The organism is Janthinobacterium sp. TND4EL3, assembly GCF_900156175.1.
Lineage (GTDB): Bacteria > Pseudomonadota > Gammaproteobacteria > Burkholderiales > Burkholderiaceae_D > Janthinobacterium.
This window is the reverse complement of record NZ_FTMV01000047.1, coordinates 1-9,995: the sequence shown is the minus strand read 5'-3', so window position 1 is coordinate 9,995 and position 9,995 is coordinate 1. Positions and strand designations below refer to the sequence as shown.

The window sequence follows — 9,995 nt, the reverse complement described above, 5'->3', positions numbered from 1 at the left end:
ATCGACGCGTCGGCCCTGGCCAATGGCAACTATGTTGTGACAGCGCAAAACGGCGCCTTGAGCATCGCTGCGCGTCCGATCACGGTGACGGCCGATGCGCAGAGCAAGGTGTACGGCAACGTCGACCCCGGCCTGACCTATCAGGTCACGCAAGGCAATCTGGTGGCAGGCGACAGCCTGAACGGCGTGCTGCGCCGCGCGGCCGGTGAAAACGTGGGCAGCTACACGATCGACGCATCGGCCCTGGCCAACGGCAACTATGTTGTGACGGCGCAAAACGGCAGCCTGAGTATCGCTGCGCGTCCGATCACGGTGACGGCCGATGCGAAGAGCAAGGTGTACGGCAACGTCGATCCCGGCCTGACGTATCAAGTGACCCAGGGCAACCTGGTGGCGGGTGACAGCCTGTCCGGCGTGCTGCGCCGCGCGGCCGGCGAGAACGTGGGCAGCTACACGATCGACGCGTCGGCCCTGGCCAATGGCAACTATGTTGTGACCGCGCAAAACGGCAGCCTGAGCATCGATGCGCGTCCGATCACGGTGACGGCCGATGGGAAGAGCAAGGTGTATGGCAACGTCGACCCCGGCCTGACCTATCAGGTCACGCAAGGCAATCTGGTGGCGGGCGACAGCCTGTCCGGCGTCTTGCGCCGCGCAGCCGGCGAAAACGTGGGCAGCTACACGATCGACGCGTCGGCCCTGGCCAATGGCAACTATGTTGTGACGGCGCAAAACGGCGCCCTCACCATCGATGCCGATCCAGGGTTGGAAAACGCGATTCGGCTGGCGCGGCGCCAGGTCACCACGGGCACCAATGACGTGGCGGCAGGAACGACGGCCAGCGCCGGGGTTGCGGCCGTGCCGGGAGTCGCCGCGCTTGCCGCTCCCGGTGCCGGTAGTGTGTCCGAAAGCGGCGTCAGCCTGATCGGCGGATTGGCCCTGGTACCCGTGGCTGATGCGGCGCACGCCGCGCCAGCGCCGGGAAGCAGCGGCACGCCTGGCTTTACGCGCATCTTTGTCGTCAACGGCGGCATTAATGTGCTCGCTGCGGCCCCGGTAGCGGGAGGCGTGGCGCAATGATGGTCTTGATTCACACTAGAAAAGAATTTATGAAACAACAACAATCTCCACAGCGCACGGCTGCTGCCATGGCACTGGGATTTGCTTTATTGCATGTGGCACCGCTTGCGCAGGCACAAGTTCCTCCTGATGCCGGCCAAACCCTGCAGCAGCTCCAGCCGCCCGTCGCGGCGCCCCGCGAAAGCCAGCCCTTGAAAATCCAGGTGCCGCACGATGCGCTTGCCGTGGCGCCTGGCGGTCCAACCGTCGTATTGCGTTCGATCAAGGTCTCCGGCAATTCCATGTTGGGCGACGAAACGCTGCGCGCGGCGCTGGGCGACGTGACGGGCAAGACCTTCGACCTGGCCGGTTTGCGCGGCCTGGCCGAGCGCATCACGGATGTTTACCAGGCCAGCGGTTACCCGTTTGCCCGCGCCATCCTGCCGCCGCAAGACCTCGACCACGGTGATTTGCGCATCGACATCATCGAAGGACGTTATGGCGTGGTGCAGGCCGAGGGCGACGATGGCGCGCTGGCGCAGCGGGCGACGGCCTTCCTCGACGGCTTGCGTCCCGGCAGCGTGATCGCCAGCGGTCCTCTGGAGCGTGCCGCCCTGTTGCTCGATGATTTGCCTGGCATCGACTCTGCCGCCACCGTGCGTCCCGGCGCGCAGGCGGGAACGGGCGACCTGATCGTCCAGGTCGCGCGCGGGCAGCGCGTGCGCGGCGATGTCGGCCTGGATAATGCAGGCAGCCGCTACACGGGCAAAAATCGCGTGCGCGCGAATGTCGATATCAACAGTCCTTTCCTGCTGGGCGACCAGATCACCGTGCGGGCGCTGCTCAGCGAGGAAGAGTTGTGGCTGGGCTCGCTTGGCTACAGCCTGCCCCTGGGCGCGTCCGGTTTGCGCGGCAATGTCGGCTACTCGCATACCAGCTATGTGCTGGCGAAGGAGTTTGCCAGCCTGCATGCCAACGGGACGGCCAAGGTGGCCAGCGCCGGACTCAGCTATCCCATCCTGCGCTCGCAACGGGCCAACCTGACCCTGGTCGCCACCTATCAGGCCAAGGACTTGCAGGATAACCGCGACAGTACGCAGACCTATGAAAGCAAGTCCAGCCGGTCCATGCCGCTGGCCCTGCAATTCGATTACCGCGATACCTTCGACGGCATGACCTACGGCAGCGTGAGCTGGACGCCGGGCAAGCTGAAGCTCGACGCGGGCTTGACCGCCGTCGATTACTACGCGACCAAGGGCAGCTTCCACAAGTTCAACCTCGACGTGGTGCGCCTGCAATCCTTGCCCGCCGGCTTGAGCCTGATGGCCCACCTGAGCTGGCAGCAGGCAGACAAGAACCTGGACTCGTCCGAGAAACTGAGCCTGGGCGGCGCCAGCGGCGTGCGCGCCTATCCATCGGGGGAAGCGACGGGCGACGAGGGCGGCCTGGTGCAACTGGAACTGCGCTATGGCGCCGGCGCCTGCACGCCGTATGCGTTCATGGATGCGGGGCGCATCACCGTCAACGCCAAGCCGGCCCCGGCCAGCGATAACCGGCGCAGCCTGCGCGGCAGCGGCCTGGGCTTGCGCTACCAGCGGCAGGCCTGGAGCGCGGACCTGGCCCTGGCCTGGCGCACCACGGGTGGCCGCCCGCTGTCGGAAACGAACAGTGACCCCAAACCGCGCGTGTGGCTGAACCTCGAGTACCGCTTCTAAATGCAACGCCGCAAGGCGCACGATAGCAACGTGCGCCTTGCAAAACAATCAAACTTGCCTTATATTCGCGGTTCTTTCTCGAACCTCTTCCTTATTGGAGCCAAAAGTGCCTCGCTTCTTCGCCATCACCTGCTAACGCTGACGAAATGCTCTCTGCAGCATCGTTCGGCGCGTTGACGCCCCCGATTGCTGCGGCACTGTTTTTGCTCCCTCCGCACACGTATCCAGGACCACCGTCCTGATCGTCCACGTCCGAACACGTCGTCAGCACCCCTGACCCTGTATGGACACGCCCCGGTGAACGCGGCGTGGGACGCTATGTTTTTGCAATCTTTGCCCTTATTCAAATACCCGCGCACGCCGCACCTGGAAGGCTCGCGCCTGCAGGACGGCGACGACGGTTCCGACCAGATGCCCCTGAAAAAGCTGGCGGGCCGCTACGTCGTCATCGAGGAAAAAATCGATGGCGCCAATTCCGCCGTGTCGTTCAGCGATGCGGGCGAGGTGCTGCTGCAGTCGCGCGGCCACTACCTGGCGGGCGGCGGCAGCGAACGCCAGTTCAACCTGTTGAAACCGTGGGCCCATGCGCACGAGCACGCCTTGCTGAATATGCTTGAAGATCAATTTGTGCTGTTTGGCGAATGGTCTTACAGCAAGCATTCCGTGTTTTACGACCGCCTGCCCCATTATTTCAACGAGTTCGACGTGTATTGCCGGCGCACGCAGATGTTTCTGTCGACGGCGCGCCGCCACGCCATGCTGGCCGGCTCGCCCGTGCTGTCCGTGCCCGTGCTGTACGCTGGGCTGATGCCCGCGTCGCCGAAACAGCTGTGGCAGCTGCTGCGCCATTCGCTGGCCAAGTCCCGCCTGTGGCGCGACGCCTTTGAAAACGTGGTGGCGCGCGAACGCCTGCCGCTGGACCTGTGCTGGAAGCAGACGGACAAGTCCGACCACGCGGAAGGCCTGTACCTGAAAGTGGAAGACGACGAGCAAGTGCTGGCCCGCTACAAGCTGGTGCGCCATGACTTTACGCAAACCATCCTCGACAGCGGTTCGCACCACAGCACGCGGCCATTGATCCCGAACCTGCTGGCCGACGGCGTGGACCTGTACGCGCCGCAGCCGCTCGTCACGTGGGACAGCCTGGGCCTGCACACTTGCCGTTCGCTCGACGAACTGGCAGCTTACTCAAGGAGTACACAATGATGAACTGGAAAACCCTGCAGCAACTGGTGCCGCAAGCGGGCCAGTCGCCCGATTTCAATGCCTGCCTGGCCGCTTTCCCGCAGCTGGAACTGGCCAAGACGACGCCGCAAAACCCCGTGTATCACGCGGAAGGCGATGTGTGGACGCATACGATGATGGTGGTGGAGTCCCTGCTGGGCATGCTTGAATATCAGCAAGCCACGCGGGCGGAACAGGAAATCGTGTTCCTGGCCGCCCTGCTGCACGACGTGGCCAAGTGCAGCACCACAGTGATCGACCCGGTGACGGGCGCCATCGGCCAGCCCGGTCACTCGCGCAAGGGGGCGCTCGATGCGCGCATCGCCCTGTGGGATGTTGATGTGCCATTTGCCGTGCGCGAGGAAATCTGCCGCCTGATCAATGTGCACCAGGTGCCGTTCTTTGCGCTGGAACAATCGCGGCGCGGCGTGACGCCGGAGTTCACCGTGCGCGAACTGTCGTGGCAGGTCGATATCCGCCTGCTGGCCATGCTGGCCGAGGCGGACATCCGCGGCCGCATCTGTCCCGATCCGCAGCGCATTCTCGACGCGATCGAGCTGTTCCGCGAACTGGCGCGCGAGGAGGGCTGCTATGGCCAGCGGCGCGCCTTTGTCGACGATCACACGCGCGTCAAATACTTCCGCGGCGCCGAGGCGCATCCCGATTATCCCCTGTTCCAGGAAGCGGGATCGCACGTGATCGTCATGTCGGGCTTGCCCGCGTCCGGCAAGAATACGTGGGTGGAGAAGCACCATCCGCGCCTGCCCGTCGTGTCGTTTGACGATGCGCGCATCGCCCTGGGTTTGAAGCACGGCAAGAACGAGGGGCAGGTGGGCGACTATGCGGAAGAGCGGGCGCGCGAACTGTTGCGCCGTGGCGAGCCGTTCGTGTGGAATGCCACGCATCTGTCGCGGCTGATGCGCGAAAAGACGCTCAACCTGCTGTATAAATACCATGCGCAGGTGGAGCTTGTGTACCTGGAACAGCCGCGCAAGGAATTACTCAGGCGCAACGGCCAGCGCGACACTTCGCTCAGCAACAAGAAGCTGCAAGCGATGCTATGGAACTGGGAAATTCCGCTGCCGGTGGAGGCCCATGCCGTGCGTTACTGCGTCGATTGAGGCATGCGCTTTTTCACGCATGCATCAGCAATCAAAATAATAACGTTTATTTTTAAAATTGCAACAAACTGAGTATATTGCGACGCTTTCGTTTATTACAATGAATTGCCTGGTGTGGTGAACCGCCGGGTTGCGGCGCGAGGGCTGACACCCTCGCGTTTCCTGTGTGATTTCCTGCGTGAAGCACGCATGCTCATTGTATGAACTGGAGTCATCGATGCACAAATCTTTCATCGCACTGGCCGCCGCCGCCGTGCTTGGCCTTGGCGCCGCATCTTCCGCCCAGGCGGCCACCCAGACCATCAGCTTCAGCGCCGACCGCGCCCTGGGCGCCACCAACTGGTCAGACACCCTGGGCCTGGGCAAGTTCGACAGCAACCTGGGCACCCTGACGTCGATCAAGTTCCATCTGGAAGGTGCCGTACAGGGCAACGGCAAGACGGAAAGCCTGGACGCCAGCGCATCCGACGTGACCCTGAGCCTGGCTTCGCTGCTGACCTTGTACCGTCCCGACAATTCCACCCTGCTGGTGGCCAATCCGCTGTTCACGCAGACGTTTGCCCTGAGCGCCTTCGATGGCAGCATCGATTTCGCCGGCACCTCGGGCGCCAGCACGGGCTTGCGCTCGAGCACGGGCTCGAATGGCTACACGAGCGCCAGCGCCAGCGACTTTGCCCTGTTTTCCTCTGCGGGCGGCGGTTTGATTTACCTGGGTTTGAATGCCATCGGTTCCTCGACGGGCAGCGGCGCGGGCAATTTGCTGACGCAGTTCCAGACGTCCGCTTCCGGCCGCGTGCAAGTGACGTATGAATACATCAGTGCCGTGCCGGAACCGGAAACGTATGCGATGCTGCTGACGGGACTGGCGCTGGCCGGCGTGATGATGCGCCGCCGCAAGCCCCTCGCCTGATCAGCGCCGGCTGCGGCCGCCGAGCAATTGCGCCATCTCGCTGAACAGCTCATTGTTCAGCGAGGCGGGCAGGGTGGTGGCCAGGCTGCGGCTGTAGTAGGCGCCCAGGTCCAGGCCCAGGCCCAGCCCGCAAATTTCCACGGCGCCCTGCGCTTCGCGGCGCGCCACCACCTGTTTCAGATGCTGCGTCAGGTAAAACTCGTCATTGGCCAGATTCGTGGCCGTATCCATCGGGCAACCGTCTGACACGACGAGCAGGATGCGCCGCCGCTCCGGCCGCGCCAGCATGCGCGTGCAGGCCCAGTCCACGGCTTCGCCATCGACGCCTTCGCGGTACAGGTCCGCCTTCAGCAGGGCCGCGATATCGGGTCGCGCGCGGCGCCAGTTCGTCTCGCCATCCTTGAAGACCATGTGCACGAGTTCGTTCATGCGGCCCGGATGGGCGGGCGAGCGGGCGCGCATCCAGTCGCGTTTGACGCGGCCCCCGTTCCAGGCGCCCGTCGTAAAGCCCAGCAGCTCCGTCGTGATGCCCGCCTGCTCCAGCGCGCGCAGCAGAATGTCGAGCAGCACGGCCACGGACTCCGCATGCGTCTTCATGGAGCCGGAGCAATCGACAAGAAAGGTGACGAGGCAATCGGCCTGGGGCCGGAATTGTTCCTTGCGGAACAGCCTGCGCTCGGAAGGTGAGCTGATCAGCTGCGCCAGGCGGCGGCCGTCGATATATCCCTCTTCCTCGCCGAACGACCAGCCGTCGCGTTGCGGCACGGCCAGCAGTTGCGTGAAACGCCGCGCCAGGCGGGCCGTGTTGATGCCCAGGCTGGCGATGTGCGCGTCCATCCGTTCGCGGTAGTCGAGCAGCAGGGCGCGGCGCACGAGTTCGCCCGCTTTTTCTTCGCGGTCATAGGCCGTGGAGTAAGCCTTGTAGCCGCCGTCGCCGTCGCTGAAGGCGCGGCTGTCGCCCAGCGGGGCGGCGTCGGGAAGGTGCTCGTTGTCGCTGTCGAAATCGAGCAGCAGCCTGAACGCCGCCTGCGCCTTCGCGTCGCCTGACTCATCCTGGCTGCCATCGCGCGCCGTTTGCGCCTCCTGCAGCATGGCGTCGACGGCGTGGGCGATGGCCAGCGCGTGGCGCGCAAAGGCGGCCTGGTCGGTGCGGTGGCGGCGCAAGCCCGCCAGGTCGCCGCTCAGTTGCGAGGAAAGCGACCAGCGCGTGGCCTCGATGAAATCTTCCGTCTTTTCCAGCACGGCGCGCGCCGTCAGGCGCGACCAGCACATCTGGAACACGGTATACAAGAGCAGGCCCGACGCGCCTTCGGCCAGGCCGGAATCGTAGAACGCGTGCGACCATGCCGTGAAACGGTGGCGCAGGTTGTGCACGACGCCCGCATGTTGATCTGGCGCAAGCGTTTCCACCCTGAGCTGCTCCAGCAGCTCGAAGACGAGGCGCGCCACGGGTTCGACCGGGCACAGGGACTTGTGCAGGGCAGCGTCCGTGTGCAGCAAACGCAGGGCCACGCTGTCGGCCGCGCCGCGCAGCGAGGGCAAATCCTGCAGTGCCGCATCGGGCTGCAGATGGGCCGCGTGGATGGGCAGGGGGCAGTGGCCGTCGTGCAGGCGCCGGCCCCGGTAGCGTATCGCGGGCGAAGCGCTGAGGGCGCGGATGGCGCCCGCGCACAGTTCATCCGTTTCCTGCTGCGCGCGCGTGTAGGCGGCGGGCGCGGTCGCTTCGGTACTCATGGCGCCGTCGCCAGCAATTCCTCGTTGAAACAACGCTGGTAATACTCGGCCACCATGGGCCGCTCGGCCTCGTCGCATTTGTTGAGGAAGGACAAACGGAAGGCCAGGGCCGGGTCGCGGAAGATCTGGCAATTCTCGGCCCAGGTGATCACCGTGCGCGGCGACATCAGGCAAGCCAGGTCGCCCGCCGCATAGCCGTGGCGCGTCAGGCTGGCCACGGCCACCATGGCGGCAGCCAGCTGGCGGCCCGCTTCATCGTTCATGGCGGGGACACGCGCCAGCACGATGTCCGTTTCTTCATGCTGCGGCAGATAGTTCAGGGTGGCAACGATATTCCAGCGGTCGATCTGCGCGTGGTTGAGCACTTGCGTGCCGTGGTACATGCCGTTCAGGTTGCCCAGGCCCACCGTATTCGACGTGGCGAACAGGCGGAAGTGGGGGTGGGGCGTGATGACGCGGTTCTGGTCCAGCAAAGTAAACTTGCCGTCGCGTTCCAGAATGCGCTGGATGACGAACATCACGTCGGGGCGGCCCGCATCGTACTCGTCGAAGATCAGGGCCACGGGACGCTGCAATGACCAGGGCACGATGCCTTCCTGAAACTCCGTCACCTGCTGCTGTTCGCGCAGCACGATGGCGTCCTTGCCGACCAGGTCCAGGCGGCTGATGTGGCCGTCGAGGTTGACGCGCACGCAGGGCCAGTTCAGGCGCGCCGCCACCTGCTCGATGTGCGTGGACTTGCCCGTGCCGTGCAAGCCTTGCACCATCACGCGGCGGTTATGCGTGAAGCCGGCCAGAATGGCCAGGGTCACGTCCTTGTTGAAGCGGTAGGCGGGATCGATGTCGGGCACGTGCGGGTCGCGCTCCGTGAAGACGGGCACGAGCAGGTCGCTGTCGATGTTGAACAGGCTGCGCACGGACTGCAAGGTTTGCGCCGCTGCGGCGGGGGGATGTTGGCGTGAATCTGGCACCTTGTTCTCCTGTGAAGCCGCAGCGGGAACGCTACGGCGGTTATGAATGCGCGGTTTGTAAGGCGGTGTCGCCATCCCCGCCCGTCGTCGGCATGGTTTCCGATTCGATGGCGGCCAGGGCTTGGGCGGCGCGTTGCAATGCTGGCAAGAAATGTAAAGCCTTGTCGTGCGTCAAACGGATGATGGGCGCCTGGATCGCCACGGCCAGGTTCGAGCGGCCGTTCGGGTTCGGCACCAGCACGGCCACACACAGCAGGCCGGGCAGGAATTCCTCGTCGTCCAGCGCATAGCCGTTGCGGCGCACCAGTTCCAGTTCGCGTTCCAGCTTGACGGGGTCCGTTTCCGTCTTGTCCGTAAAGCGCGTCAATTCCATGTGGCCCAGCAGGCGGCGCCGCTGCACGGGCGTCATTTGCGCCAGGAACAGCTTGCCGCTCGACGAGCAGTGGGCCGGCACGCGCGAACCGGGATGCAGGTAGAAGCGCAGCGGGGCCGCCGTTTCCACGCGGTCCAGGTACACCACTTCGCTGCCGCTGAAGGCCGTCAGGTTGCAGCTTTCGCCCACTTCCTCGACCAGCTGGCGCAACACCATGCGGCGGGCGCCATGGAAGGTGTTGTTAATCAAGAGGTTAGACGCGAGGCGGCGCAGGCGCACGCCCGTGCTGTAGTGGCGGCCATCGCTTTCGCGCTGCAGCACGCCCACGCTTTCCAGCTGTTGCAGCATGCGGTGCAGGGTGGGTTTCGGTAATCCTGTCTCTTCCACCAGCGCCTGCAGCGACAGCAGTTGGTCTTTCTCGGCAATCACTTCCAGCAAGGCAAACAAACGCATCGTGGGCGTGTCGCCTTCCAGTTTTTCCGGCTCAAATTTTGGGGATGAAATCATGTCCATGGTGGCCTCGGTTGGGTATCTGAGTGTTACATCAGCTTATTTCATTTTCGAACTCAAATTGTACCGTTTCCTTGAAAATATGTTTGACTTTTGATTGCCGAACGCTTAAATTGAATTGTATATCAAATTTCGGAACAAAATATACCGTTTTTTGATAAATAAATTGATCAATACAGTGCAGTTCATTACCACAGACCAGGAGACACCCATGAATGACATGACCGAGCAAAAAGCCGCCGCCGCAGCGGCCACCCCCACCGGGCCGCAAAAGATGACGCCGTCCGAAGCGTTCGTGGAAACCCTGGCCGCCAATGGCGTGACCGACATGTTCGGCATCATGGGCTCGGCCTTCATGGACCCGATGGACATCTTCGC

8 protein-coding genes are annotated in these 9,995 nt (G+C 63.8%); 5 read left to right on the top strand and 3 right to left on the bottom strand.

Annotated elements, in window-relative coordinates; translation table 11 throughout:
- From BXA07_RS31020 to BXA07_RS29185, 5 genes are all read left to right on the top strand, one after another.
- Positions 1-1,080, top strand: a 1,080-nt coding sequence (locus BXA07_RS31020; RefSeq protein WP_170909773.1) for an MBG-2 domain-containing protein, incomplete at its 5' end; no start/stop codon positions are given.
- Between the two features lie 29 nt (positions 1,081-1,109).
- Positions 1,110-2,774, top strand: coding sequence for a ShlB/FhaC/HecB family hemolysin secretion/activation protein (locus tag BXA07_RS29200; protein WP_083708622.1), 1,665 nt, complete (start codon positions 1,110-1,112; stop codon positions 2,772-2,774).
- A gap of 318 nt (positions 2,775-3,092) precedes the next feature.
- Positions 3,093-3,980, top strand: a complete 888-nt coding sequence (locus BXA07_RS29195) for an RNA ligase family protein (RefSeq protein ID WP_076573190.1) — start codon at positions 3,093-3,095, stop codon at positions 3,978-3,980.
- The gene (locus BXA07_RS29190) at positions 3,980-5,119 is read left to right on the top strand and encodes an AAA family ATPase (protein ID WP_076573192.1); all 1,140 of its coding nucleotides are present in this window, start codon (positions 3,980-3,982) and stop codon (positions 5,117-5,119) included. Before BXA07_RS29195 ends, BXA07_RS29190 begins: the two co-directional genes overlap by 1 nt.
- Positions 5,120-5,336: 217 nt before the next feature.
- Positions 5,337-6,029 (top strand): choice-of-anchor E domain-containing protein, encoded by a 693-nt coding sequence (locus BXA07_RS29185; protein WP_076573189.1) that lies wholly within the window; start codon positions 5,337-5,339, stop codon positions 6,027-6,029.
- Here BXA07_RS29185 and BXA07_RS29180 read toward each other — a convergent pair whose 3' ends face one another.
- From BXA07_RS29180 to BXA07_RS29170, 3 genes are read right to left on the bottom strand one after another with little or no spacing between them, the layout of a single operon-like run.
- Positions 6,030-7,763, bottom strand: coding sequence for a cobaltochelatase CobT-related protein (locus tag BXA07_RS29180; protein WP_076573188.1), 1,734 nt, complete (start codon positions 7,761-7,763; stop codon positions 6,030-6,032).
- On the bottom strand, positions 7,760-8,734 hold the full coding sequence (locus BXA07_RS29175; protein WP_244556455.1) for an AAA family ATPase: 975 nt from the start codon (positions 8,732-8,734) through the stop codon (positions 7,760-7,762). The genes BXA07_RS29180 and BXA07_RS29175 overlap by 4 nt, the downstream gene beginning before the upstream one ends.
- Positions 8,735-8,774: 40 nt before the next feature.
- On the bottom strand, positions 8,775-9,620 hold the full coding sequence (locus BXA07_RS29170) for an IclR family transcriptional regulator (RefSeq protein WP_076573186.1): 846 nt from the start codon (positions 9,618-9,620) through the stop codon (positions 8,775-8,777).
- Between the last annotated feature and the right edge of the window lie 375 nt (positions 9,621-9,995).

What these genes read in the sequence shown, in the direction of transcription:
- BXA07_RS29200 (WP_083708622.1), top strand. Translation starts at nt 1,110, where the DNA reads ATGAAACAACAACAATCTCCACAGCGCACGGCTGCTGCCATGGCACTG.
- BXA07_RS29195 (WP_076573190.1), top strand. Translation starts at nt 3,093, where the DNA reads ATGTTTTTGCAATCTTTGCCCTTATTCAAATACCCGCGCACGCCGCAC.
- BXA07_RS29190 (WP_076573192.1), top strand. Translation starts at nt 3,980, where the DNA reads ATGAACTGGAAAACCCTGCAGCAACTGGTGCCGCAAGCGGGCCAGTCG.
- BXA07_RS29185 (WP_076573189.1), top strand. Translation starts at nt 5,337, where the DNA reads ATGCACAAATCTTTCATCGCACTGGCCGCCGCCGCCGTGCTTGGCCTT.
- BXA07_RS29180 (WP_076573188.1), bottom strand. Translation starts at nt 7,763, where the DNA reads ATGAGTACCGAAGCGACCGCGCCCGCCGCCTACACGCGCGCGCAGCAG.
- BXA07_RS29170 (WP_076573186.1), bottom strand. Translation starts at nt 9,620, where the DNA reads ATGGACATGATTTCATCCCCAAAATTTGAGCCGGAAAAACTGGAAGGC.